Raw genomic sequence first — 25391 nt, forward strand, 5'->3', positions numbered from 1 at the left:
TGATAGTTCAATCTGGCACGGCCCCACATATCGACTGCCACTGTGCGCACAGGATGGGCAGAGAATTTCTGGACGGGTCTAGAACACTTCCCAGAGGGGATGAGATACGGGTTCAAATCCCGCAAGCCGACTCTGACAGCAGCGGGCCATTTGATCGCCCGCTGTTTTACTGTCCCGCGCGACGGCGGGCTTGTGACCGTCGCAACGCTGGTCGCCGATCGGCATGCACAGTCGGCGGCTGGCACCAATTCCTTTTGAGGGGGAATATCAAATGCTATCACTAAAATTCGCTTGGGCTTTTGCCCAAGCTTATTGCCAATTGTTTATTGATTGGCTGTTTCGCAAGAAGTAATTATGCCGGAGAGGGCAGCATGACAACTGAGCAACGAGTTATCGAATTTCACCAAGCTTTCAAGCACCCTGTGCGCGATACGCCACAGATACTTTGCCGCACTGAGGCAATCCTCGCGCTGAAGCTGATCGAAGAAGAGTTCATCGAACTCTGCGACGCGCTATTCCCTGGCGGATGGGACCGCTGGATCACCGAGCTGCGGGTCGACGGCGTCTCGGGCGGCCTGACGGAGAGCCGCTTCACGGACGAGCTGGTCGAGTATGAGGATTCGAATGCGTACGAGCCGAATCTCATCGAAGCTGCTGATGCAATCGCCGACCTCGACGTCGTTGTGAATGGCGCCGGAATCCGGCACGGATTTGACATGCAAGCGCTGAGCCGCGAGGTGTTCGCCTCGAACATGAGCAAGCTCGATGCCGACGGCAAGCCGCTGTACCACCCCAACGGCAAGATCGCCAAGTCGGAGCTCTTCAAGGAGCCCGACATCGCCGGCGCCCTCGGCATCAAGGTGGCCGCATGAGCCGCGTACCCGAAGCCATCGCTCGCACCATCGCCTATGCGCTTGACGCTGAGTTCTTCGATAGCGAGGGACTCTTCTTCAGCGCCTCGCCCGACGGGGCCAACGTTCGCCTGATCGTAGAGGACGCCGAGACCGACGAGCAGACCAAATTCACCTTGAAGATTGAGGTGGCTGCTTGATCGCGGGGCTCATTTGGTCCGTGGCGCTGGCCGCCATCGGCATTCTCGGTCTCGTGCTCGCGGGCAAGAAGCGCTCGATCGGCTGGGCAATCGGCCTGTCGGCCCAAGTTTTGTGGATCACCTACGCGCTGGTCACAGCGCAGTACGGCTTCATTCTTTCAGCCCTCGCCTACGGCTTCGTGTACGCCAAGAACTTCATCGCCTGGCGCAAAGAAGAGCGGGTCACTTCCGAGTGACCGCACCTGAGATCCTTCACCGCTTCTCAGTCTCGTCCAGCGCCACCGGCAACCGCCGCTCAGTCCTCGTTCACGTCTACAAGGACAAGGCGGACGTAGTCCGCTCTGCCCGGAACTATGGCATGAGCGTGGACAGCGCGGGCGCCATCACCAACAGCTTCGGCTACCGCCACCCAGCGCCCGAGCACATGCGCCACATGGCCATCATCCGTCTCGCTGAGAGCCAGCTCGACAGCAACACACTGGCCCACGAGGTCACCCATGCCGCGCTGCACATCTACTTCGCCGACTGCTGCAAGTGGGACTCCCGCGCTCGGGTGCATATCGACGGCGCCAACGAGGAGCTTGCCTACCTGGTGGGCGATCTGACCGGCGCCCTGCATTACGAGCTGCGTGATCGCGGCTACCTCATCCCCGCAAACAGTTACTGAGCAATGCCCCTCTGGGCTTCTACAGCCCGAGGAGGGCCACTCTTGCCGTCAATCACCATCTACTCCACCGGACCAGCCTGCCAGCCCTGCAAGGCCGTCTACCGCTGGCTGGACAAGCATGGCTTCAAGGGTGCGTACAGCATCGTCATCTCGCCGGATAACCCCGAGTTAGCCGCTGAGCTGAAAGCTCAGGGCTTCCTGCAGTCGCCTGTGGTCGAGATTGACGGCCTCCGCTTCGGCGGATTCGACACCAAAGAGCTGCTCCGCATCCTGGGCGTCGAGCCCAACTTCATTCCGTGAGAGGAACGCATGCCTAAGCTCGCGCACGACATTGTGATTGACCACAAGAACAAACACATCAGCCTCGATGGCGAAGAGTTCCCCTGGCACACGCCACTGGAGGACATCGAAGCCACGATCAGCCCTGACGGCATTCACCGAATCACCATCTCGATCCTTTTCGACGGCAGCTTCCGTGCATGGGGCGACCCGCTGAAGCGATGAGCGGCGGCTGGACTGGCAGCGATCGAAAATCACGGCTCCCCGACGATTGGCCACTACTCCGGCAAATCGTCTTTGAGCGCGCAGGTGGTCGCTGCGAAACCATCAAGAAGAGCGGCAAGCGCTGCTGGGACAAGGGCACTGACGTCGACCATAAGCGCGCCGGTGACGATCACTCACTGGCCAACCTTCAACTCCTCTGCACTTGGCATCACGCACGCAAGAGCAGCCGCGAGGGCAACGAAGCCCAAGCGGCGCTACGCGCCATGCTCCGGCACCCCGTAGAGCAGCATCCAGGCGTAATCACAGGGCCACCACGGCCACCCAAGAACAAGGGCTTCTAAGGAGGCGACATGGCCGGCACTGGACCTTTACCCAAAAGGAGCGCTGAGCGCACTCGCCGAAACAAGGAGCCCGAGGGTGGTGTTGGACTCGCGAAGGGCACCGCACGTGGTGGTGACCCATTCCCGGTCAAGGATCACTGGCACGAGATGGCCAAGGACTGGTACAGCTCGCTGTCGGATTCCGGCATTGCCGCGTTCTACGAACGCTCCGACTGGGCCACGGCGATGATCGTCGCCGAAGAGCTCACCCATTACTTCAACACCTCCACATCTCGCCGCAGCGCGCAGATGCTCACGGCACTCTTCGCCATGATGACGTCGTTGGGCGCCACCGAAGGTGATAGGCGCCGCATGCGCATCGAGCTGGAGAAGCCCAAACCAACAGTCGCCTCCGCATCAGTCACCGCTATCGGTGACTACAAATCCAAGCTGGGCGTCGCCAAAAAGTAGAAGACCACGCATCCAAGGGGTGAAGAACAATAGCTGAGATTAACCTCGAAGGGGTTGAGCCCTCACTCGAGGCGGCTCTTGAGCTATTCCCCCCGACCGACATTGGCCCGCTATGGCAGAAGGATGCCGACGGCAACTGGCTTCTCCCCGAGAGGACTCTCGGGTGGGAGGTTATGGGCTGGTGTGCCGAATGGCTGCAAATGCCAGACGGCTCGCCGTGGGTGTTCACCGACGAGCAGGCCAGGCTGACCCTATGGCTGTTTGGCCTGTCTAATGACGGTGAGTTCACCTATCGCCAAGCGGTCTATCAGGCGCTGAAAGGCGCCGGCAAAGACCCTTACGCAGCCGTCCTGTCGATCGTGCACTTGATCGGCCCCTGCAAGTTTTCCCACTGGGATGACAATGGCGATCCTGTCGCCACAGACGACCCGGCTGCTTGGGTTCAGATTGCCGCCGTCAGTCGCGATCAGACGAAGAACACCATGGCGCTGATTCCATCGCTCCTGCCGGAGCGAACGCGGAAGGCGTTTGGAAACGTCGACGTCCAGAAAGAGGTCGTCTACGCCTACGCTGGCAATCGCCGGCTGGAAGTCATCTCATCCTCCAGCCGCTCGCTCGAAGGCAACCGACCAACATTCCTTGTGGCCGGAGAAACGCAGCACTGGATTCCGAGTCGCGGCGGGATCGACCTCTACGAAACCGCCACCTATAACGTCCTGAAAACGGGCGGCCGGTTCATCTGCATCACCAATGCCTACGAGCCCGGCGAGGACAGCGTTGCCCAACGTATTCGCGAAGCCCAAGAGAAGGTGTGGGCCGGGCAGCACGAGGCTTCTGGCTGGCTCTACTGCAGCCGCGAAGCTCACCCATCCAGCCCGCTGACAAGCGACTGGGCTCCATTCATTCTCGAGATCATCCGAGGCGACGCGGTATGGCTTCCAATCGCCAACATCGTGAAGTCAATGCAGGATGGCTCCATCCCAGCCACTCGTGTGCGTCGGATGTTCTACAACCAGATCACGGCAGCCTCTGACTCACTGCTTGGACCCGACGAGTGGAGCGACGCTGAATGCGAGACTCCCACCTACGGCACCAAGGCTGACCTATCCCCCGGCGACGAGATCACACTCGGCTTCGACGGTGGCAAGACAGACGACGCAACAGCCCTTGTGGCCATGCGATTGCGCGACAAGCTCCTGGTTCCACTGGCCATCTGGCAGCGCCCTGACGGCGCCGCAGGCGACGGCTGGCACATCAATGAGGCTGAGGTTGACTCCGAGGTTCACCTCGCGTTCTCCAGCTACAAGGTGCGGGCGTTCTACGCCGACGTCGCCCTCTGGGAAAGCTACATCGCCAACTGGTCTGAGGCCTACCGAGAGATCCTGCTCATCAAGGCCAGCCCGCAGTCTGCGACTGCGTTCGACATGCGTGGCAATCAGCAGAAGATTGCTCGCGGCGTTGAGGCCTTCGTGCAGGCGATCATCGACAAGCGAATCCGGCATAACCGTGACAAGACGCTGCGAATCCACGTGCTCAACGCCAAGCGCCGGCGCAACCGCTTTGGCCTCACCTTCGCCAAGGAGAACGCCGAGAGCCCCCGCAAGGTGGATGGCTTGGCCGCCGCGCTCCTCGCCTTCATGGCCATGAACGACCTTATCGAGTCCGGCAAGCAGCCTGCCCGCCAGTACCGCCGGCAACTCACCCAAATCTAGGAGACACATTGCCACAGGGCACGAGCATTCAAGGCGTCCAGCAGGTCGCCGTCGATGTGGCAGCGAGCCTCAAAGACCGCATCGACCAGATGCATGGGACGATCACCGCCGACCGCGAGGCACACCTCGCAAATCAGGCGTATCTAAACGGCATCCACACGCTGCCGAAGATTCCCACGTTTGCCACCACCGAGATCGTAGAGCTGCGCAGGCGCGCAGTCCTCAACCTCATCGGCCTTTTGGTCAGCATCCCGGCGCAGGTGTCTTTCGTTGACGGCTTCCGTCGTGAGGGTGAGCCATTCCCGAAGGAATGGAGCGCCTGGCTGCGCAACAACATGGCCGCCAAGCAGACCTCCATCTACCGGGCCGCGCTGACTTACGGCGCCGCTTACGTGGCTCTCGAGGAGCTTGGCAAGAAGAAGCCGAAGATTGCGCTGCTCTCCACCAAGGACACGGTCGCCTACTACACCGACCCGGTCAATGACCAGTACCCGGTGTACGCGCTGACGATCCGCTCTCACGCGACATCCACGACCGAAGGTCGAATGGTCTACTACGATGCCGAGCGCATCGTCCACTTTAAGATCCCCAAGGGCGGCGGCGACCGCGTCGTCATTTCCGACCTCCCCCACAACCTCGGCCACTGCCCGGTTGTGCGCTACGTCTGCTCGCTGGACGACGAGGGCACGGTACGCGGTGTCATTGAGCCTGCAATCCCGGTTCAGGACCGTGTCAACCAGACTACCTTCGACCTGCTGGTCACGCAGACGTTCTCAAGTTTCAAGGTGCGCTGGGCAGCAGGCCTGCTTGGCGAGCCTGTACTCAACGAGGACGGCAGCTTCCAGCTGGACGGCGAAGGCCGTCAGGTCTACAAGCCAATCCCCGTCAGCCAAGCTCGCATGCTTACGACCGACGATCCGACTGCCAAGTTTGGAACATTGGACGAGACGCCGCTGGATGGCTTCATCTCAGCTCTCGAGGCCTCCATCAAGCAGTTCGCTGTCATCGGCCAGCTTCCTCCCCACGCGCTACTCGGCAACATGAGCAACCTTTCGGCCGAGACTTTGGTCGCAGCCATGGCTCAGACAATGCGCTTCGCGCATGTCATGAAGACCACTTGGGGCGCCTCGCACCAAAGCTTGCTGCGTCTCACGGCCATCGACATGGAGCTTGGCGAGAAGGCTGAGGACGACTACACGTCCGAGGTTCGCTGGCGCGACATGAGCGACAACACGTTCGCTGGCGTCATCGACGGACTCGGCAAGGCAGCCACCATGCTCGGCATCCCGGGCCGCGCGCTCTGGGCGCGAGTGCCTAACACCACCACTCAGGAAATCAAGGAGTGGGAGACGATGGCCGACGATCAGGCCCATGAAGCCGCATTCAACGCACCGGACCCTGCAGCGGCCTCGCGCCGACAGGCACCGGCGGCGCGTCCCCAAGTCCCCACCCCACTAGAAGCGTTCGGCGCACCGAGTGGCAACGCTTAGTGAGAGCGCCGACACCTGTCGGCATCTATTCTCCCGACGGCCCGGCTGGTGGCGACATCGCGTCCTGTGGCATCGCTGGAAATGTGTGCGCTGTGGCGAGACCAGCCGCTCCTACGACTCCAGTGACCAGTGGGCTGGCCGCCCAATTCATCCACACATGAGCGTCGCCTTCCCCGGCTACAACACGACAAGGGGCATGAGTGGCAACACTTAGCGAGATAGAGGCCATCGAGACCGCCCACCAAGCCGCTCAAGCTCGACTGGGCATCGTAGGCGCTTACCTCGCGTTGGCCGACTGGAACACCGTAAGCGCCGTAGCTGCCGCTGAGACAGCCTCCGGCTGGCTCTCCCGGTCATTGCGCATGATCGTGGGCATTAGGCGCTACAGCAGGCGTCTAGCCCAGTCCTACTACCAGCTGGCACGAGCCCTTGAAACGGGCCGCTCGCTGGGCATGCCGGAATACTCCGACGATCCAGATGACGTCACCATGAGCGGACTTCGAGAGCAGTACCTCAACCTTTTGCTCGAGGTGGCGACCCTCGACGCCGAGAAGCCTGCGGACGTCGAAGGAGCCTGGCTGCATGAGCGGCTGGTCGAAGAGACTGCCACCACAGAGCACGACGGCAACCGTCGCAAGGTTCGGCTCGAAGCCTCCACCCTTGATCCCGTCATCCAAGACTTGCTAGACGCAACGGACGACGAGGACTCGAAGGTTGAGGTCGACGAGTTCGATTGGCTGGATGACCTCACCGACGAAGAGGTTGACGAGGCGTTCCGCCAGTTGCTGCTCAAAGGCGCCGTAGAGCTCCAGACGGGCGCTGTGACAGCGCTCCGCAGGAGCGATGACCTGACTGCCGATGACGTCCTCAACAAGGCGACAGAAGCCCACGGAAACAGCGGCTCGATGGGCGCTGGCAAGGTCGACAAGTATGGCATCAGCGCAGGACGCGATGCCCTCAACGACGCCATTCGCCATGACGGCCGGGCAGAGAAGTTCGCCCGCAAGCTCGGGCCGAATCCCTGCCACTTCTGCGCGATGCTCGCGTCACGCGGCTGGGTCTACTCAAAGGGCGCCGTTACCACCAAACGAACCACGACCGTCGCTGGTAACGCAGGCAACTTCGAGGAAGGCCTAGACGGCCGACCTCTGGATGTTCGCAAGTACCACGACAACTGCCACTGCACGATCATCTCCCGCTGGGAGCTGCAGTCGAAACTTCCCGCAGACAACGAGTTCTACAAGGCCCAGTGGCCAATTGTGACTGACGGACTCTCGGGCAACGCCGCGATGAATGCGTGGCGCCGCTGGATGTATGCACGCCAGCGGGACGCTCTGGCCGCTTCCCGCGACCAAGCAAATCAGCAATCCACACCATAGTCCCAGGAGGACATGTGCCTAACGGCGAGAACAACGGGGCGCCCCAGGAGGGCGCCACTGAGCAGACACCCGCAGCCCCTTCCGCAGAAGCCCTCGCAGGGCTTCCTGAGGAGTTCAAGTGGCTGGCCAGGGAAGTCACCACAGCACGCGCAGAAGCGGCTCGCTACCGCACTGAGCGCAACACGCTGCGCGAGAGCCTAGAAGGCGCCGTGACAGCAGAAGACTTCGAGGCCGCCAAGACCGAGTGGGATGGCAAGGTGCGCACTCTAGTGCGCGACCAGATCGTCAAGGATCACAAGCTGCCCCCTGAACTGGCTGAGCTGCTCAAGGGCGATGACGAGGCCTCCCTCGCGGAGCACGCCGCTACGCTCGCCAAGTTTGTGCCGAAGGAACCCGAAGCTCCCGTCGTGGAGCCTGCAGTGAAACCCGAGGCGCCGACGCCACCGCCCCTGCCGCCGAGCGGCGGGCGCACCCCGGCAACCCCTGTCGAGGATGTCGACCCTGCGGACCTGGTGAAGCAAGCCCGGTCGCAGAGCTTCCACTAGCCCATAACAAAGCTTGCCCCGCACCTGTTGGTGTGGGGCTTCTCTATTTCTAGGAGACATGCATGGCCGTTGGTCAGCACGCAGTAGTAAAGGCCGAGAAGATTGCAGCAGCTGCTGTAGTCGCGCTTGGCGAAGAGACCGTCCTCGCCAAGACCGTTGAGCGCCGCTCGTTCGACGAGTTCAAGGGCGCAGCCGGCGACAAGATCACCTTCCGCGTTGAAGGAACCCTCCCCGTTCGCACGTATGAATGGCGCAATGACCGCGCCGAGCAGATCGTGACGGACACCTACGTCGAACAGACTGTGGACCTTACGGTCGAGCCGAACAACGACTACTCTGCAGTTGCTCTCATCGACGAAGCTCTGGAGTTCGACTTCGCAGGCGCATGGGGCAAGCTCTTCACCGCTCAGATCAAGGCAGTGACCGGCGGCCTCGAGCGACGCGTTCGCAAGCAGGTCATCGACGCTCCTTACGAGCGCGTCATGGCACTCGTTGCCTCCTCGGCCGCTAAGGCCGCAGCACACGCTGACGGTGAAGACCTCGTCTTCAACTTCTTCAGCGACGTGCAGGCAGAGCTCAAGGCTCTGCGCAACCCTGACACTAACGTCGTTGCGGTTGTTGGCTCCGGCTGGGCGAACCTGCTTCGCAAGGCCTCCAAGTCCACGAAGAACGAAGGCCGTGGTGACGGAGCTTTCGCTTCCAACGTGATCGACACCTTCGCCGGCATTACTGCCGTCGAAGACCCGACGCTTGGCAAGAACGAAGGCTACGTCTACGCAGCTTCCGCAGTCCTCCTGTTCACCGCCGCACCCCGCGTGCCGCTCGGTGCAGTGAAGGGTGCCATTTCCAACCAGAATGGCTTCTCCCTCCGCTGGATCCAGGACTACGACGCATCCCGCCAGATCGACCGCTCCACGTTCAACTCGTGGATCGCGACCGGCGTCACCAAGGACAACCTCCGCCAGATCAACTCTGACGGCACCAAGGAAATTGTTGACACGGTGCAGTACTTCGTGCGCGGCATCAAGATCGTCCTCGCCGCTGACTCCACGGCCGCAACCGCAGCCGAGATCAAGCCCGGTGACGGCAAGACCCGCACCAACGGTTCGCTCGGCTCCTCTGCCACGTCCACCCTGGCCAAGGTCTACAACGACCAGCCGTTCGCCGGCACGCTGCCCGCTGGTGACCCGTTCACCATCGGCCATGACGTAGAGCCCGTCGTACCGTAAGGACTTTGAATGGAGCCTCTAGGCACTGTAGCTAGGGTGGCGGCTCGCGTGGGCGAGCCAATCACCGATCCGCTGGACGTAGCGCTGGCGGTAGAGATGCTCGAAGAGGCCTCCGCTCAAGTTCGGCTTTACGGCCTGCCATGGGTTGACCCCGAGACCGCCCCTGCGATTGCTGTTACGACGGCGATTGCAGCGGCGGCCCGGGGTTACCAAAACCCCAGCGGCCTAAAGCTGGAACGCGGCGACGCGGTCTCACTCGACATCGACGTCGACTACCGGAAGGGCGCAGCCCTTACCGCCGGCGAGATCAAGATGATTCAGATGGCAGCGAACACTCGCGGCCGAGTCACCTCGATCCCCCTCACTAACCCCGACCGCTTCATTGCGACGTCGGACTACCGACGCTACCCGGGCGGCTCGCCTGAGTACCTGTTCCTAGATGCGGACCCTCGCCCATGGTGAGGAGCCGACTGTTGGATCGAGGCAGCGAGTCGCTGATCGTGTACGTCGAGGAGACTGCGACAGACTCCTTCGGCAACGTCGTCAAGCGGCCGTCGGGCGACGGCATTACCATCCGCGTCACAAGCTCTGAGGATCGCTCCTCAGACGCTGAGCTGGCCGGGCAGGTAAGCAACAAGGTCGTCCGCATCATGGCCCGCCAGGTGCCCGCAGGCAGCTGGTCCCGCGTCGTCTTCAATGGCGAAGAGTGGGACTTGGCAAGCCCTCCGCGAATGACGCCAGGCGCGACTAAGCGACTGCGACACATCGAGTTCACCCTCCGATCACGGAACAGGCTGCTGGCCGATGGCTGAGTGGCTTGGCTTCAACGGCCCCCTGAAGGGGCCTGGAAGCGTCGAGGACATCGTCTCCCACCTCCCGGCAGTCCGCAGCGAATTGAAGGCTCAGGGCAGCGCCATAGCGGCTCGTGCCCGGTCCAACCTCTCGCTGCATCGGGACAACGGAGACGCCCGCATCGCAGTCATCTCGCCACCCAAGACCAAGCTCGACTGGCATGTCGCCCTCTACGACGAAGGTGCTCAGGACAACGTGCCTGACCGCACGGACAACGCCAATAAGAGCGCACTGTCCATCGAGCTCGGCCACTGGCAGAAGACCAAGAAGGGTCGCGTCTGGGTTGACGGCATCCACGCTCTCGGCAATGCGGTCGAGGACCGCGTCCGCAAGTACGGAAAGACCTCATGACAATCGACATTCCAGTTTTCGGGTCAACCGATGGCCTGCTGATGGCTCTGTTCAGAGACTTCTTCGCTGGGCAGCAGATTCAGATCGGCACGCTCTATACCGAGGGCATGAATACGCCGGCGCTCATCGCTTCACGCGAGAGGCGCTCCGGCAACGGTGAAGGTCGCGCTGGCGACGACAGGTTCCTTGAGCCTGTCGTCATCTCGGTCAACACGCTTACCTCTGGCCTTGAGGCCATGAGGGACGGAGCCGACCTGCAGGAGATGTGCCGCGTCGCACTGCGTCAGGCGCAGCTCACCCAGAAGGTATTCCCCGGCCTCGGCCACATCTCAGTCATCGAGAACTCAACAGCCCCCTCCCGCGTCTCCGACTGGGCAACCAGTACGGGCGTCGTGCAGTACGCCACCCTCCCGAAGGGCGTCGTGCGCTTCGAGTCGGTCTACCGACTACTCATCCGCCCGCCCGCTCTGGGCAGCGTAAACAACCGCTTCAGGCCGCTCCACTAGGGGCGGCCTTTTCTGTGGGCAACAAGCCCACGAGGAGACTTACATGGCACTTGATAACACTGCCGTACTGAAGGTTGGCACCGGCCACTTCTACACGGCACCCATCGGCACGGCGGTTCCCGCCGACCTGCGCAACCCGGGTGTTGCGTGGACCGAGATGGGCCACACCTCCATGCAGGACATCCTGGCCTCGGCCTCTGAGGGCGGCGACGTCACCACGCTGGGCTCGCTGCAGGCGAAGACCCTGCGCCAGTCTGTGGCCTCGCGTACCGAGTCCTTCAACATGAACCTCCTGCAGTTCGATAAGGACAGCCTGAAGCTCTACTACGGCGCCAACGCCGTCATTACGGGCACCGGCCACGTGCAGGTTCCTCAGGACGCGACCCCGACCGAAGTTGCTTGGCTGGTCGTCTTCTATGACGGCACCACGACTGCCGGTATCTACGCCCCGAAGGCGTCGATCTTCCGCAGCGATGATCTCGCAATCTCCGACACCGAGAACCTGGCTCAGCTGCCGCTGAAGGTCACCCCGCTGACCTACCTGTCGAATGCATTCGCCATCGAGTTCATTCCCCCGGTTGCCGTGAAGATTCAGGCAACTGCGACTGCCTCTCGCTCGGCTCAGGTCGTCTCCGCAGTCACCGTGACCAACGCTGGCTCCGGCTACGCAAGCGTCCCGTCTGTCACCTTCACCGGTGGCGCGGGCTCTGGCGCTGCAGCTACCGCCGTTCTGACGAACGGCGCCGTTACCTCCATCACCGTAACGAATGGCGGCTCGGGCTACACGTCCGACCCCACCGTCGTAATCGCCGCACCGTAAGGAAGTCCGCACATGTCTTTGAAAGAACAGCTCCCCTCGTTTGAAAAGGGCTCCGCCGATCTCGGTGGCCAGCTCCGTGACTTGCTCGCAGTTGTAGTCAAGCTCTGCGAATCCGTTGAGGGCACCCCTCCGGCCGACAAGCCTGACGAAGCTCCTGCAGCCGAGCAGCCTGCTGATGAGGCCCCTGCGGAGCCTGTAAAGCCCGCCACCAAGCCTGTCGCCAAAGCGGCTGCAGCTAAGTAGCGAATGACCCTGAGTGGGCGGGAGCGGACACCCGCCCACTCAGCTTTTCCATTTGTCCGCGACACAGTCTTACAACAAGCAGGAGTTGCAATGTCCGCAATCAAGCTTTCCGATCTGCAGAAGGGTGCAGACGAGAAGTACCCAGACTTTGAGATTGAAATCGAGAGCGGCAAGGTCGTAGCGTTCCAGCCGATCCTGCGCCTCGACAAGGAAGGCCGCAAGGCCGTAGTCGCAGCACTCGACATCGCCAAGCGCTTTGGCACAGAAGAGACCGACGAGGACTGGACTGACGTCTACGCAGACGCCTTCCGCCTGACAGCTCGCAGCAAGGAGGCATTCAATGTGGTCAAGCGCTGGGCGGGTGAAGACCTGACTCGCTGGTCCTACTTGTTCGACGAGTACCAGGAGAAGACGAACGCGGGGGAAGCCTAACCCTCGCGGTTGAGCTGGACGCATACGGCGAGGAAATCTGGCTTGATCTGAAGGAGTTCTGGAACTTCGATCTGATCGAGTTCATTGGCGGGCGTTGCTACGGCAGCGTCCGCCTCATCTTTGCCATGATGCGCCAACTCCCCGAGGGTTCCCGCTACGCCGCCATCATGTCCGCCCCCATGGATGACGACGAGGCAACGCCCCTGCCAGAACCGGACCCCGAAGCGCTCGACCTCTATAACCGACGCTTCTGGACTCAGGACCGGCGCCTAGCTGCCATGCAGCTCAATGCGCTCCGTGACCTGACTTTGGTCACCGGCAACTGGCCCAAGGACAAGCAGCCCAAATTCCCGGTCATCGGACCTGCCGAATGGCGTGGAGAAACTCCCGCCAAGAAGGCGGCGCCGGTCACCAACAACGACGTACTGAAAGCCCTGGGGTGGAACGGAGTGAACAGCTTTGGCTGATCTCAAACTAATCGGCGCGGTCGCCGTCAAGGTACGACCTGACGCCAAGGGCTTCCGTGGCGACGCTAAGCGACAGATCCTCAAGGAACTCGCTGGCCAAGAGTACGAAGTGGTCGTTGACCTCGACCTTGACGCCACCGGCGTCAGGGAGAAGGCAAAGCGGGCCGTCAGAGACGTCCGCGAGGAAGTCGACAAGACGCTCAACGTCAAGGTCGGAGTCGATCCTGACGCGCTGCGTAAGGCGTCGAGCGACATTGGCCGAATGCTCAAGGACTTCAAGGTCAGTGACGTCAAGGTCAACATGGACCAGGACTACCTGCGACGTGCTGGAGCCAAGCTGAATGCCGCTCTCAACGCTGCGTCAGCCGCTGGCATCAACGTGGACGTCAACACCAGCGACGGCCTTGAGAAGGCCAAACGCGACATCGACGAGTTCCTCAAAAAGGAAGACGGCAAGGGCGTCAAGTTCAAGTCGGACATGACTGGCCTCGAGGTCGCAGCAGCCCAGCTGAAGTATGCGACGCGAGACCGCAAGGTCAACTTCTTCGTCGACGTAAACAAGAAGTCGCTGATCGTGGCCGAGGGGCTCATCAAGAGCCTCGCTGGCCTCGGTGTCCTGACGTCCGTCGGCCGCAACCTTGAGTCGCTGATCGTCAACTTCGACAAGTTCAGCCTCAAGTCGGCTGGCTGGGCAACTGCCATCGGCAACGTCGTGAATGCGCTGGCCTTCATCGGCACGTCAGCGTTCACCGTCGGCGAGGGAATGGTGCAGTCCATTGGGCTGCTTGCCACCTTGCCGACTGCGCTGGCAGCCGTAGCCTCTGCCGTGACGATCAACGTCGCGGCCTTCAAGAACTTCAAGAGCGCGATCGACGGAGACGCCGACGCGCTTGCGGCGCTTCCAGATGAAGCGCGTGCCGCAGCCATTGCGCTGCGTGGCACATGGGACTCCATTCAGAAGCCCGTTCAGAAAGCCTTCTGGGTGGGCATGGGCGAGTCAATACAGCGGTTCGCCGCCAACGTTATCCCCGTCCTTCGGGACGGGCTTACAGGCGCAGCAGACGACGTTGGACGCTTCAATGCTGGCATCCTCGACTCGTTCGAGGAGATCGCCAAAAACGGCGACATGAAGAAGATGTTCGGCAACCTCGAGGGATTCTTCCGTCAGGCTTCCGCCGCATCCAAGCCGTTCTTCGACGCACTCAACACTCTCGGCCTTCGCGGCTCCGACTACCTGCCCCGCTTCGGCGGCTTCCTGGCGGACATCGCACAAGGATTCGACGACTGGATCACCAAGGCCGATGAGGCCGGGAAGATCAACGTCTGGATCGAGAAGGGTGTTCAGAGCCTCAAGGACATGGGCTCTGTCGGCAAGTCAGTGGTCGACATGTTCAAGGGCATCACCCGCGCAGTCAACGACGCGGGAGGCGGGGGCCTCCCCGAGTTCCGCGACAACATGCGGGACATTGCCGACGTCATGCTGGCCGAGCCATTCCGCAGCCGCATGGCCACCATCTTCGCCGGAGCCCGACAGGGCGCCACGGAGCTGAACAAAGGCGTCAAGGATCTTGGCGAGACGATCGGCAATTCCGCTGGCTATGTCAACGAGCTCCTCAAGGGACTCGGCAAGCTAGGCGGCGGGCTGCTCTCTGGCATCGCAAAGACGCTGGGCCAACTGCAGTTCCAGACCGGAACGCTCGAAGGCATCCGCGACATGCAGAGCGCGCTGGCAGATCTAGGCCCAAGCTTCGAAGGCCTCGGCAGGATCATCGGCAACATGAGCCGGGTAGCTGGCGAGATCTTCAAGGGCGTCGCTCCGGTTATCAACACCATCGTCGGCTTCCTTGACCGCTCAGTCGGCAAGCTCTCCGGCAATCTGGAGAAGTTCGCGCCGTCCATCACAGGCCTCGTAAACGCCCTCGTAACAGCGGCCTCCGGCCCGCTGGCTGTGGTCGTCGATCTGCTCGATGCCTCGCTGGGTGCGTTCAACGACCTGCCCGGGCCAATCAAGCTGGCAACAGGCGCCTTCGCTGTGTTCCTGGCTCTACGAGGCCCACTGGGCAGCTTCCTTGGCACAGTCCAAAGTGGCTGGTCCAAGTTTGCGGACAGCGCACGAGTCGGCGCCAAGAGCGCCGAGACCTCCACCAAGCGCATTGGTGACTTCATCTACGCAGCAGACGGTTCCGTCCGCAAGTTCGATGGCTCGCCGATGGTCAAGCAGCTGCAGACGATCGGCGACAAGGCGGCCGCAGTCGGCAAGCGCATCGGCAGCAGCCTTCTGTCCTTTGCCGGCGGCCCTTGGGGCGTAGCTCTTGCAGTCGCTGGCACGGCAATTGCCATGGTCGGTGACGCGGCGGCAAAGCAGAAGGCAAAGGTTGATGACCTCGTCACCGCTCTCGATGGCCAAAAGGGCATCAACGCTGCAGCCGAACGAGTCATCGCCAGTCAGCTTCGCACTAAGGAGGCCTTCCTCTTCTGGGAGAAGGACTCAATTGCGACCAACGCCCAGAACATCGGGATCAGTCTGCGAGACCTTCAGAAGGCCGCTGAGGGCGTCCCGGAGTCCATTGAGGCCGTCAACGCAGCCATCAAAAAGGCAGCCGACTCGGCGACACCGTTGCAGAAGACAGTCGACGTCATCAAGGCGCTGGGCGACAACGAGGCTCTCGGCCCACTGACGGGCCTCAGCCAGATCCTCGGCAACCTCTTCGGCTCCGACGCAGCCAAAACCGGCGCAGGTCTGCAGAAGATTCGAGCTGACCTGGAAGCCGCTCGCAAGGAAGTTGAGGAGACCGCCAAGCAGCTCGGCGTTCCCACGGACACCTCGGCGGGCATTATCGCAGCGATCGAGGTACTGGCCGAAAAGTCCTCCACCGCCGAGGACAAGCTTCGCGCAGTGAACGACGTCATTCGCATGATGAATGGCAAGACTTCGGTCGATGATGCGATCCAGAAGTCCAATGACTCGGCGCGTGACTTCGTGGCCAACCTCCAAGAAATCGTCAGGATCGGCGAAGGCGAGGGCTTGGCACTGCCGGCTCTATTCAACGCAGACGGAACGATCAATACCGTGTCCAAATCGGGTTCTGATCTGCGCACGGAACTTCGCAAAATCGCTGACGATGGTCGCAATTCTGCGCTGGCGCTGGCGCTGGCACAGAAAGACCCGCAGGTCGCAATCGACACTCTCCGCACGGAGATGCAGAAGACCCGCGACCTCATTGCCCAGCAGCTGACTATCGGCGGTGTGCCGCCGGAGCAGATCGACGCCATCCTCGCCCAGCTTGATCTGGACCCCGCGAAGATCGACATGACGCTCAACCCCGAGTCCAAGGACAAGGCACTGGCCGACCTCAAGGCGGCGAACGGTGAAGCGCAGGCAACTGTCGCTGAGCCCGCAACCATCGGTCTGGACGTTGACGCAAGCTCCAAGTTTGCTCCGAAGCTGAACCAAGCTCAGTACGAGATTGGCGCATTCAACAACCTCAAGCCCACCCCGCAGCTTGATGCCGATCCCTCCCGTTTCAACGGGGTGATCGCGCAGGCCAAGGGCCAGGGGGCAGGTCTGGATGCGACAACCTTCAGGCCTGACCTGGACGCCAACAAGAGTCCTTTCGATACTGCGATCTCAACCGTACGCAGCGCCGGAAACGTGCTGTCCTCGTCAACCTTCTCGCCGACTGTGAATGTTGTCGGCAACGCCCTGTCAGTCCTTGGCAGTGTCATTGGCGGCTTGCAGTCCATCGCAGGCAAGGTCTTTACGGCCACCGTCGACATCGCCAAGAACATCCTCGGAGGCGCCGGCGAAGACGGCATGGTCTACGAAGGCCTAGGCAAGTTCAGCAAGAAGTTCCAGCCGAAGTTCTTTGCTGACGGCGGACTGCAATTCGAGACCCCGGGGCAGGCCAAGATCTACCCCGGCTCCAGCACGTGGCGCGTCTTCGCTGAAGAGACCACTGGCGGCGAGGCCTACATCCCACTCTCTGCCAGCAAGCGTGCGCGCTCCACCGCAATTCTCGATGACGTCGCCGGCCGCTTCGGCTACGAGCTCTACGAGCGAGGCGGCACGCGCGGCGGCAGCACAGCAGGCTCCTCAACATCCGGTGACGGTCTTCACATCCACGTGGACGCGGCCCCGGGCGTGGCCTACCTCTATGCAGCCGAAGTCGGGCAGGCAGCGGCTACACGTGCTCGCGACATGCAGACGGTCTACGACGTCGCCTAATTCACCATTCAATCCCAGTAAGGAATCACATGGCTTCGATTGTCTACGCCGCTCCCCCGGTGGACATGCTGGCAACAGCCCGCCTGCCGCAGGGAATGGGCATGACCTGGGAGTCGTGGGACGGGGAACTGTGGGACATTGCTACGGGCGCTGAGGGCGTAGCCCTCATGCCCGGTGTGCGAGGTCTGAATATGCCGCCGATCAGGCGTCACACTCAGACCTCGCCAGCAGTGCACGGCTCGCGCCGCACCGGCTGGATCGCCAGTGAGCGCGAAGTATTCTGGCCGCTACTCGTTTACCGCGAGAGCGGCCAGTTTGACTGGGCCGATCTGGATGGCGACTTCTGGCGCTCCATGCACCCTGATCGGCCGGGCAAGTGGAGCGTCACGGACCCTAGCGGCCGGACCCGCACACTGACCTGCACCTTCGACAACGATGGTGGCCATACCACCGACATCCTCCCCTCTATCCGAGGGTGGGAGAAGTACGGCATTTACCTGGCGGCCGAGCAGCCCTTCTGGATTGGCGAGAGCATCCGTCGCGGCTGGTCCGGCGCCGGCGGCCTGAGCTTCTTGGGCTCAGGCGCCCCCAACTTCACCATCTCCACAGCATCCAGCGCGTCAACCGCGACCGTGAGCAACCCTGGAGACCTCGACGCTTGGCCCAAGTGGACGGTTGTAGGACCGTCGACCGCCACGACAATCGGCCTCCCGGGTCACCTAATCCAAGTCCCCTTTGATATTCCCACCGGCAAGGCGCTGGAGATCGACACCGACCCCCAGCGGCAAACAGTCACCTTCGGCGACTGGACGCCTAATCCGCTATCAGGCTTCGGCAGCATCACTTCGCCCGTTGACAAGTTCAGCGACATGGGCTCAATCGCCTTTAGGTCGGTCCCGGCCGGTGATTCCATCCCGCTGTCAATTGTCATCAACGGCTCCGGCGTCGTGCTCATGGAACTCGTGCCCCGGCACTTCAGGGCGTGGGGCAAATGACGGCCTCCGAACTCCCCTTCAAGATCACGGTCTACGACAAGAACCTTGTGCGCAAGGCCATTGTTTCGACGCCAGTTGAGTTGCGAATGGTGCCCCGCTTCAACCTCAAGGGCACAGCGACGTTCTCGCTGGCGCTCGACCACCCAGCACTCCCGCACCTGATTGCCGCAGGCAGCCGCGTAATCATCGACTACAACGGCAAGCAGACAATGTCAGGGCCGGTCACGGCCCGCAGTATCAATGGGCCAACCATCACCGGCTCTGCGACATTCGTTGTCGAAGATGACTTCCGCATGCTGGCCTCAGTCCTCGGCTGGCCGGTTCCTACGGCCGCAATCACCGCACAAGGGGCCAAGGAGCACTATGTGCTCACCGGCCCCGCAGAGACCGTCCTAAAGACCGTCGTGCGCAAGAATGCGATCGACCGACTCGGCATGAATCTGACGATCGCGCCAGACCTCGGGCGAGGCTCCAGCATCACGCTTGAAATCCGCATGGAACCGATCTTCGACAAGATGATCGAAGCCGTAGAGGCGGCAGGACTCGGCATCACCATCAAGCAGGCAGCGACCAGCTTCGTGCTGGACGTCTTCGTTCCGAAGACCTACGGACTTCTGCTCAGTGAAGAGTCGGGCGTCGTGCAGGACTGGTCATGGACCAACAATGCACCAGTAGTCACAAACGTCATCGTTGGCGGCCGAGGCGAGGGCGTAGACCGCGAGTTTCGCGAGTTCAAAGACCCTGCAGCCTCCGCCCTCTGGGGCGTCACGGCTGAGAAGTTCATTGACGCGCGGGACGTCGGTAGCGATCTGAATAGCTGGTACAGCCGCAGGGACACTACATGGGAAGCCCGCGACCGAACGGCTGCTAACTACGCCGAAGACGTCCGCGAGCTAAACACGCTCACGACGGCGGTAGCAAACGCAGCGAACGCCAAGGTAGCGGTGGACGGTTCATACCCTTCCGGCTCCTCAGAACGCAGCCAGGCGCTCTCTGACTACAACTCAGCGACCAACCGCAGGACTTCTCAGGCAGCGGCAACCGCCAACTCGCTTACAGCGGCCAACGAGGCCCAGGCCGAACTGACTGCGATCGACGCAGAGTATCCCGCCATCCGCGCAGCCTACGAGGCTCTCATTGCCAAGCGGGCAAGCGAAGCGCTGACCGAGGGCGGCGAGAAGACCGGCATTCGCATGGTGCTCTCTGAGACCGACAGCTTCCGCTACGGGGTCTCCGTGGCCGTCGGAGACAAGGTCTCGATGGTCGTCGGACCAAACCTCTCCATCACCGACACGCTCCGCGAGGCGGAGCTCGTGTGGACATTCGATGGCGGCGTTACCGCCACTCCCTCAGTCGGAGAGATCACCGACAACCCAGACCGCGCATGGGCGAAAGCGCTCCGCAACTCCGTATCACGACTTCGAAAAATAGAGGTGAAGTAACCATGGCCTTTACGAGCATTGGCTATGACGGCACCGTCAACGAGAGCCAGTGGGCCGCTCTTATTCCCAGCGCAGGCTCTTCTGAGTACGGCGTCAAGGGAGCTGGTGACCTCAAGGTCACCGCAGTCCCAGGGCAGCCGCTGATGGTCTCGGTCGCAGCAGGCACCGGCTGGGGCCATGGCGTACTCGACACGCAGACGACAAACGTCACAATCACCTGCGATGCCATTAGTTCCGGCACCCGCTGGGACTTGATCGCACTCCGGCGCAACTGGCAGCCCCTCGCCGGCGGGCCGACGGCGGCAGTCAAGGTTACCGGCGCCACCGAGAAGACCATCCCGGCGGCTCGCAAGAGCACGCCCGGTGTTGAGGATGACCAGCCGCTGGCGCTTGTGCAATGGAAGGCCGGACAGACACAGCCGCAGGAGATCATCGACCTCCGCTGCTGGGCAGGCAACGGCGGCCTCATCGCCAAGGATTCGCTTGCCCTCTCCTACCTCACGCGCCTCGGGGCTACGGTCACGATCGACAAGTCCATTTGGACCTACGCGCCAGGCGCCAATGACATGCCCGGCTGGGTATCCAGCTCTTCGCTTGAATCGGGCCTGATCAACACCACCAGCTTCTATACCGCGCTTGGCGCAGGCTATGAGGCTCCCGGCTTCGAGAAGAGTGCCGACGGTGTTGTCATCTCGCGTGGCGCAATCGGCGTGAACATCGCTGAGATCAACATGCTGGCAGACAATCCGTACACCATCGGGACAATCTCAGCCAGCGCAAAGCCGAGGGGCAACAAGATGCTCATCGTGCCCACCGGCGCCGCCATGGGCGGCTGGGGCCGCATCTACATCCGGCCCGACCTGTCCGTCACCTTCGAGACGCCTCAAGCGTTCTCGAGGGTTCTGCGAAAAGACTTCTTCATCAACCTTGATGGATTCAGTTGGGTGGCCGCCGCGTGACAACTTACCCCTATGACATGCAGCTGGTCGTTGACCCGTTCAACACTTCGAATGTTGTGGCCAACGGCCAGATTTACATCTACGACCCGGCAGACTCTGGCAACACTTCGCCCCTGATCCTGACGGACCCAAACGGGCTGACGATCACCAACCCGCTGATGTCCAATTCCAACGGCTTCCTGCCGCCGTTCATCGCAACGCTGCCGCAGGTCAAGTGGGTGGGCGCAGGATTCGTCGGCTTCTTCGATTCGTACCACGGCCTGCGCAACGAGGCGATCGACGCCAAGGCGGCGGCGCAAGACGCGGCCATTGGATCAACCACGAGCGCTGGAGCGGCTGTCGCCGCTCAGGCCGCTGCCGAACTGGCCGCGCAAGCGGCCGTGGGTGGAGGCGTGGCCATTGACCCAACTGACGAGGACGCCCTCGTCTTCACCACTAAGTCCGACGGCTCCATTGCCGTTGACCCATCCGATTCCGACGCCCTGCTCATCACGGCCTAACAGGAGCCCACTACATGGCTATCAAGAAAGTGCCGTCCCTCGATGGGTCAGGCAAAATCTTCAACAAGCACATCCCAGAACGCCTGCAAGATACGGCACTGAATGCCACTTATGTCACCTTTGTTGATTCGGTGACTGGCCTCCCTCTGGTGGACAAGCACGTCATCATCAAGGTTGATCAGACCACGGACGAAATCGCAGACATCGTTGTGGAGGACATCTAATGGCGTACATGAAAGACGCGAAGGGCCGGCGCCTCGATACCTTCGAAGTGGAGGCCAAGGCGTTCACCCCGCCGATGGCGTTCTCCCACCTTCCCGGCGGGCTGTCAGGCAAGAGCCAGTACAACGGCGTCTCGTACAATCAGGACTCCATCTCAACAGGGGACGGTAAGCAGTATGCAGGCTGGTACAACGAAGCCGGAGCGCTGATCATCGGCAAGCGGAAACTGCCCACCGGCGCGTGGTCCACGTTCGATCTGTCCGGCGTGGCCGGGAACCCTCTCGTCCTGCCAGTAGACAATGACCCCCACAATAACGTCTCCCTGATTGTTGACGCCCAAGGCTATATCCATGTGGCCGCGAACATGCACGGCGACGTTTTGCGCTACGTCAGGTCTACAAACCCGCACGACATCACCGCTTGGACCGCGCCTGGCATGACCGGGCTCAACGAGGCCCAGGTGACGTACCCACGGTGGGCGCTGCACCCGGACGGCACATTGTTCTTCATGTACCGTGACGGCGCCTCTGGCAACGGTGACATCTACCTGAATCGCCGAAACGTTGGCGGCGCGTGGACGCAATTGGGGATGCTCGCTGCTGGCAAGGCCACCAACGAGAACCCATACGAATCCCGGTTTGTCATCAGCGCCGCAGGGACGTTGGCCGTAGCCCTCACGTGGCGCCCCAACGGTGGAGACGCGAACACCAACGCGGACGTGCACTTCATTAAGTCAACCGACAAAGGCGCGACATGGAAGAACGCAGCCGGGGCCGCCGTGACAATCCCGCTCGTGCACTCCAATACGAACGCGAAGGCACTGGCAACCGCTGCGACCAATTCCGGAATCATCAACCAGTTTGGTCTTGACCTTGACGTTAGCGACCACCCCCACATCGCGCTCATGCTGGCGTCAGACGCAGGACCCGACCGCAACATCCATCACCTTTGGTGGAACGGAACCGCATGGGTCAACGAGCAGGTCACCGACCTGAAGAACGGCATGGGCATTACCAACTGGACTACCCGCCCGGCCATCGTCTGCACTGCCGAGGGCCGAACCCTTATCGCCTACTCGGTGCCGCGATTCGGATCTTTGCGCGGAGTTCCCCGGCTCGTGGACGTGACCGGCGGTAAGTCCACGGAAGTTCCGTTGGTGGACGTCGATCTCCGCGATCTTGAGATCACCTTCGACGGCCGGGCAATGCGAGAACGCAACGAACTCTATTTCATGGTTTCGCATGCGAACGCTGACGTGGGCAACCCCGGGGCAGAGTACTGGGACGTGAACAACTTCTCCCGCCAATGGGGAGCTATTGTCAGCGTGGATCTTTCGCAGATCGGCGTGCTGCTGCGACGAGAGGCGAGGGTTCCCCGCATCCGAACGATACAGACGATGTCAGTTCCCCTCACGACAGTGACTTCTACGACCGACGTCGCCCTTCCTGGCTCCGGTGGTCTTATCACTACTCCAGATCTACGAGGCAAGCAGGTGTTCGCCCGATTGACTGGCAGGGCGTCAACCACTGGCGGAACCTGCCTGCTGTCGGTGTTCGAGGTGCAGCAAGGCGGAACGTCGCGACTGTTCGGCTCAATCCCCTTCACCGCGTCAACAACTGTCATGCGGTCAACGCCATGGATTCCGTTGCAGTATGGCCCGACAAACAACACTGAGGCCTTGCTTCAAATTCTCGGCCGAGTGAGCGCCACATTCACAGGATCAGTCTCTACGGCAGTGTTGGAGCTCGGCGTAATGGATGGTCCTGTCTACTGATGCAAAGAAGATGGCCCCCGAACAGTGATGCTCGGGGGCCATCTTCTCGTCTAGAGCAGCTTGAGACTTACCAGTTGCTCGCGAAGAGCAGGAGCGATCTTCGTTTGGTAAGCAATGGACATATGCATTCGGTCATGTTTCGTCGGAGTGGTGCCAACAAAGCTTGGGCAAGAGCGGGCCGAGCAGAAGAAAGCTTCTGTATCCACGTAGGCGGCGCCGATTCGAGCGGCCAATTGGCGCTCAAGATTACGCACAGCATCGAATTGTGGAATAACCGTTCCGACGCAATCTGCGGGTTTGCTGAGCTTGGAGCACTCCTCAATCTTCACGTCCTGGGGCGGGGGCGCGAGGAGAACGACTTTCCCCACGTTGAGCTTGGCCTTGTCCAGGGCGGATGCAACCGCTTCAGTTCGCTCGCTGTCCGTGATCTTGCCAATGCCAGCAGGTGATCGCGCTTCGTAGTGGTTGGAGACGAACAGCAGGTCAGGCTTGATCCGCTGGATCGCCTCCATCGCGTCAGCTCGTCGTGCAGCACACTTTGTGTCAGCGTCTACCTTTGGGCCTTCAGCACAGAAGCAACCGAAGGTCGCGTAGGAGACAAATTTCCAACTGGCGTCCGACCCAAGTGTCTCGCGGAGGGTGGCAGCGTAGGTTGCGGAGATCGAGTCTCCCACGAGCAACGCAGTTTTCGAAGCGTTCGCATTGCCCCAAGTGCAGGAAGGCTCGTCAACTAGGTTGTCCGGGCTGGCGCACTTGCCGACATCGCCCGGCGCTTGGCCACCAGCGATGGTTTCATCCATTGAGGGGGTAAGGGCCGGCCATGATGCTGCAGTCAAGGCTGTAGAGATCTCCGCTTGCAATTTGTCCAGCTCTGGCGTTTGCGAGGGAGCTGCCGCTGTTGTCGTCGGTTTTGCGACCGCGACCGGGGACACTGCCTGCGGCGTCTGGGCCGGCGGCGCAAGAAGAGCTGCAACTGTCAGCGCCGTAATGAGCATGAGCGCACTAAGGGCGGTGAGCTTATATGACTGAGAGAGTGGCTGCCGCTGCTTTCGGCGGTGCTTTGTCTTGGCGTCTAGCCATGACGACCTGCGGATGGGGTCCTCAACGAGGTGGAAAGCATAGATCGAGATCACGAAGATTCCGGCCAGCAGCAGGATTGCAGTTACCGGTTGGGTGATGTCCATGACCGAGCTCAGCAGAATGATCGCCGGGAAATGCCAGAGATACAGCGAATACGAGATGTCACCGACATATCCGCTGACTCGGTTTGTGAGAGGCGCCAAGAATCGCTGAGGCCCACCGGTGCCCGCAAGTATAACCAGACCTGTGGCTAGCACAGGCAAAGCCGCAGTGGGGGCAGGGAAGATCGATGTGCTGTTGATGATAAACAGTGAGGCGATGATTCCAAGGAATCCTACCCAGCCCAATACAGGCCTCAGCGCGTTTGGAAGGCGCACTAGCACGGGCGCGAGAATCGCCAGTCCGGCACCAACGCCGAGTTCCCAAGCGCGTGAGAACGTCGAGAAGTAAGCCAGCGTTGGAGTTGTTGTCGTTTCGTGCATCGCCCAAGCGAAAGATGCAACGCTGATCAAGGTGATGGCTATCCCGACTGCCAGGCGTACCGCCGTCCCGTTGCTGGACCGCTTTGCCATCATGGCAATGATCAGCAGCATGACCCATGGCCATACAAAGTAGAACTGTTCCTCTACGCCGAGGGACCAGAAGTGCTGGATCGGAGAAACTGGACCGTCTGCTTGGAAGTAGTCGGTGCCGGCAAGGGCGAAACGCCAGTTGCCTGCAAAGAAGAACGCCCAGATAACATCCCAGGTGACCATGTCGAAACGGCTCTTACTGAACACGAAGTAGGAGACGGCAAGGGTGACAGCGAGAGCCAGTACTGACGCTGGAAGGATTCGCTTGATGCGTCGCCTATAGAAGTCAACGAAGGAGATCCTGCCGGTCTTCTCGTATTCGCGAACGAGCACGCCGGTGATGAGGAATCCGGAGATCACGAAGAACACGTCCACGCCGACGAATCCACCGCTGGGCCAGTGGAATAGGTGATCTGCGATGACAGCCAAAACGGCCAGTGCTCGGAGGCCTTGGATGTCCGGCCGCAACGCCCGTTTGGTCTTCGAAGGCTTTTTCTTTGTGGCACTACGAGTGCCGAGCGTGGATAGCACCACTTTCCCCCATATTTTGTGTTGTAAGACTGGAACGAATTCTACCGGCCGA

The 25391-nt window shown here is 61.3% G+C and carries 29 protein-coding genes; 28 read left to right on the forward strand and 1 reads right to left on the reverse strand.

The features are described from left to right. Positions 1-371 precede the first annotated feature (371 nt). The 28 genes from CQ020_RS03680 to CQ020_RS03815 all read left to right on the forward strand — a co-directional run bounded on the left by CQ020_RS03680 (position 372) and on the right by CQ020_RS03815 (position 23156). Entirely contained in the window at positions 372-872 is a 501-nt protein-coding gene (locus CQ020_RS03680) for a nucleoside triphosphate pyrophosphohydrolase family protein (RefSeq protein ID WP_105690598.1), read from the forward strand. After that, positions 869-1051 carry a hypothetical protein gene (locus tag CQ020_RS03685; protein ID WP_105690599.1) on the forward strand — a complete coding sequence of 61 codons (183 nt, stop codon included), beginning with the start codon at positions 869-871 and terminating at the stop codon, positions 1049-1051. Before CQ020_RS03680 ends, CQ020_RS03685 begins: the two co-directional genes overlap by 4 nt. Next, positions 1048-1287 carry a hypothetical protein gene (locus CQ020_RS03690; RefSeq protein WP_219844473.1) on the forward strand — a complete coding sequence of 80 codons (240 nt, stop codon included), beginning with the start codon at positions 1048-1050 and terminating at the stop codon, positions 1285-1287. Before CQ020_RS03685 ends, CQ020_RS03690 begins: the two co-directional genes overlap by 4 nt. After that, on the forward strand, positions 1284-1718 hold the full coding sequence (locus CQ020_RS03695; RefSeq protein ID WP_105690600.1) for a hypothetical protein: 435 nt from the start codon (positions 1284-1286) through the stop codon (positions 1716-1718). The genes CQ020_RS03690 and CQ020_RS03695 overlap by 4 nt, the downstream gene beginning before the upstream one ends. Positions 1719-1760: 42 nt before the next feature. After that, positions 1761-2018: a glutaredoxin domain-containing protein gene (locus tag CQ020_RS03700; RefSeq protein WP_181151739.1), complete on the forward strand. Its 258-nt coding sequence runs from the start codon at positions 1761-1763 to the stop codon at positions 2016-2018. A 9-nt stretch (positions 2019-2027) separates the two neighbouring features. After that, positions 2028-2222: a hypothetical protein gene (locus CQ020_RS03705; RefSeq protein WP_105690602.1), complete on the forward strand. Its 195-nt coding sequence runs from the start codon at positions 2028-2030 to the stop codon at positions 2220-2222. After that, positions 2198-2563, forward strand: coding sequence for an HNH endonuclease (locus tag CQ020_RS03710; RefSeq protein ID WP_219844474.1), 366 nt, complete (start codon positions 2198-2200; stop codon positions 2561-2563). Before CQ020_RS03705 ends, CQ020_RS03710 begins: the two co-directional genes overlap by 25 nt. Before the next feature lie 9 nt (positions 2564-2572). Beyond that, positions 2573-3013, forward strand: a complete 441-nt coding sequence (locus CQ020_RS03715; RefSeq protein ID WP_105690604.1) for a hypothetical protein — start codon at positions 2573-2575, stop codon at positions 3011-3013. A 200-nt stretch (positions 3014-3213) separates the two neighbouring features. Then, positions 3214-4725 carry a terminase gene (locus tag CQ020_RS03720; protein WP_146116605.1) on the forward strand — a complete coding sequence of 504 codons (1512 nt, stop codon included), beginning with the start codon at positions 3214-3216 and terminating at the stop codon, positions 4723-4725. Between the two features lie 8 nt (positions 4726-4733). Next, positions 4734-6215: a phage portal protein gene (locus tag CQ020_RS03725; protein ID WP_105690606.1), complete on the forward strand. Its 1482-nt coding sequence runs from the start codon at positions 4734-4736 to the stop codon at positions 6213-6215. Positions 6216-6415: 200 nt separating this feature from the next. Next, positions 6416-7594 carry a hypothetical protein gene (locus CQ020_RS03730; protein WP_105690607.1) on the forward strand — a complete coding sequence of 393 codons (1179 nt, stop codon included), beginning with the start codon at positions 6416-6418 and terminating at the stop codon, positions 7592-7594. A 14-nt stretch (positions 7595-7608) separates the two neighbouring features. After that, complete coding sequence (locus CQ020_RS03735) at positions 7609-8139, forward strand: hypothetical protein (protein ID WP_105690608.1); 531 nt, start codon at positions 7609-7611, stop codon at positions 8137-8139. Between the two features lie 62 nt (positions 8140-8201). After that, positions 8202-9368, forward strand: coding sequence for a hypothetical protein (locus CQ020_RS03740; RefSeq protein ID WP_105690609.1), 1167 nt, complete (start codon positions 8202-8204; stop codon positions 9366-9368). A gap of 48 nt (positions 9369-9416) precedes the next feature. Next, a complete protein-coding gene (locus CQ020_RS03745) occupies positions 9417-9830 on the forward strand; it encodes a hypothetical protein (RefSeq protein WP_146116606.1) in 414 nt (137 codons plus the stop codon). A gap of 11 nt (positions 9831-9841) precedes the next feature. Continuing rightward, positions 9842-10180 (forward strand): hypothetical protein, encoded by a 339-nt coding sequence (locus CQ020_RS03750; RefSeq protein ID WP_105690611.1) that lies wholly within the window; start codon positions 9842-9844, stop codon positions 10178-10180. Continuing rightward, complete coding sequence (locus CQ020_RS03755) at positions 10173-10571, forward strand: DUF5403 family protein (RefSeq protein WP_105690612.1); 399 nt, start codon at positions 10173-10175, stop codon at positions 10569-10571. Before CQ020_RS03750 ends, CQ020_RS03755 begins: the two co-directional genes overlap by 8 nt. Beyond that, on the forward strand, positions 10568-11077 hold the full coding sequence (locus CQ020_RS03760; protein WP_105690613.1) for a hypothetical protein: 510 nt from the start codon (positions 10568-10570) through the stop codon (positions 11075-11077). The genes CQ020_RS03755 and CQ020_RS03760 overlap by 4 nt, the downstream gene beginning before the upstream one ends. A gap of 43 nt (positions 11078-11120) precedes the next feature. Further along, positions 11121-11897 carry a hypothetical protein gene (locus tag CQ020_RS03765; protein WP_105690614.1) on the forward strand — a complete coding sequence of 259 codons (777 nt, stop codon included), beginning with the start codon at positions 11121-11123 and terminating at the stop codon, positions 11895-11897. Between the two features lie 12 nt (positions 11898-11909). Continuing rightward, positions 11910-12140, forward strand: coding sequence for a hypothetical protein (locus CQ020_RS03770; protein WP_105690615.1), 231 nt, complete (start codon positions 11910-11912; stop codon positions 12138-12140). Positions 12141-12230: 90 nt separating this feature from the next. Next, positions 12231-12572, forward strand: a complete 342-nt coding sequence (locus CQ020_RS03775; RefSeq protein WP_105690616.1) for a phage tail assembly protein — start codon at positions 12231-12233, stop codon at positions 12570-12572. Between the two features lie 125 nt (positions 12573-12697). Further along, entirely contained in the window at positions 12698-13039 is a 342-nt protein-coding gene (locus CQ020_RS03780; protein WP_105690617.1) for a hypothetical protein, read from the forward strand. Further along, positions 13032-17264: a hypothetical protein gene (locus tag CQ020_RS03785; protein WP_105690618.1), complete on the forward strand. Its 4233-nt coding sequence runs from the start codon at positions 13032-13034 to the stop codon at positions 17262-17264. Before CQ020_RS03780 ends, CQ020_RS03785 begins: the two co-directional genes overlap by 8 nt. A gap of 29 nt (positions 17265-17293) precedes the next feature. Next, positions 17294-18259, forward strand: coding sequence for a hypothetical protein (locus CQ020_RS03790; RefSeq protein ID WP_105690619.1), 966 nt, complete (start codon positions 17294-17296; stop codon positions 18257-18259). After that, positions 18256-19701: a hypothetical protein gene (locus CQ020_RS03795; protein ID WP_105690620.1), complete on the forward strand. Its 1446-nt coding sequence runs from the start codon at positions 18256-18258 to the stop codon at positions 19699-19701. The genes CQ020_RS03790 and CQ020_RS03795 overlap by 4 nt, the downstream gene beginning before the upstream one ends. Before the next feature lie 2 nt (positions 19702-19703). After that, positions 19704-20660, forward strand: a complete 957-nt coding sequence (locus CQ020_RS03800; RefSeq protein WP_105690621.1) for a hypothetical protein — start codon at positions 19704-19706, stop codon at positions 20658-20660. Continuing rightward, on the forward strand, positions 20657-21160 hold the full coding sequence (locus CQ020_RS03805) for a hypothetical protein (RefSeq protein WP_146116607.1): 504 nt from the start codon (positions 20657-20659) through the stop codon (positions 21158-21160). The genes CQ020_RS03800 and CQ020_RS03805 overlap by 4 nt, the downstream gene beginning before the upstream one ends. 14 nt (positions 21161-21174) lie before the next feature. Further along, positions 21175-21384 (forward strand): hypothetical protein, encoded by a 210-nt coding sequence (locus CQ020_RS03810; RefSeq protein WP_105690623.1) that lies wholly within the window; start codon positions 21175-21177, stop codon positions 21382-21384. Beyond that, complete coding sequence (locus tag CQ020_RS03815; RefSeq protein WP_105690624.1) at positions 21384-23156, forward strand: BNR repeat-containing protein; 1773 nt, start codon at positions 21384-21386, stop codon at positions 23154-23156. Before CQ020_RS03810 ends, CQ020_RS03815 begins: the two co-directional genes overlap by 1 nt. Positions 23157-23206: 50 nt before the next feature. Here CQ020_RS03815 and CQ020_RS03820 read toward each other — a convergent pair whose 3' ends face one another. Then, a complete protein-coding gene (locus CQ020_RS03820) occupies positions 23207-25342 on the reverse strand; it encodes an acyltransferase family protein (protein WP_181151740.1) in 2136 nt (711 codons plus the stop codon). Positions 25343-25391 lie beyond the last annotated feature (49 nt).

Source organism: Arthrobacter sp. MYb23, assembly GCF_002979775.1.
In the GTDB taxonomy this organism is placed as follows: Bacteria; Actinomycetota; Actinomycetes; order Actinomycetales; family Micrococcaceae; genus Arthrobacter.